This window comes from Hylemonella gracilis ATCC 19624, assembly GCF_000211835.1.
Lineage (GTDB): Bacteria > Pseudomonadota > Gammaproteobacteria > Burkholderiales > Burkholderiaceae_C > Hylemonella > Hylemonella gracilis.
Genome location: NZ_AEGR01000016.1, coordinates 1 through 241 on the forward strand (window position 1 = coordinate 1; position 241 = coordinate 241).

At 67.6% G+C, this 241-nt stretch carries 1 protein-coding gene; it reads right to left on the reverse strand.

Annotation, left to right across the window (positions count from 1 at the left end; all coding sequences use genetic code 11):
* A partial coding sequence (locus HGR_RS01130) for a methyl-accepting chemotaxis protein (RefSeq protein WP_237701345.1) occupies nucleotides 1-241 on the reverse strand: 241 nt, incomplete at both ends.

Genomic DNA, 241 nt, shown 5'->3' on the forward strand with positions numbered 1-241 from the left:
CACCACCTCGTCCATCGTCGCGCCCGCTTGATCCACCAGGGCCGTGCCTTGCGTCACGCGCTCCACGCTGTTGTTGATCAGTTGCTTGATCTCCTTGGCCGCGTCCGCGCTGCGCCCCGCCAGGTTGCGCACCTCACCCGCCACCACTGCGAAGCCTCTGCCCTGCTCGCCCGCGCGCGCTGCTTCCACCGCTGCGTTCAAGGCCAGGATGTTGGTCTGGAAGGCGATGCCGTCGATCACG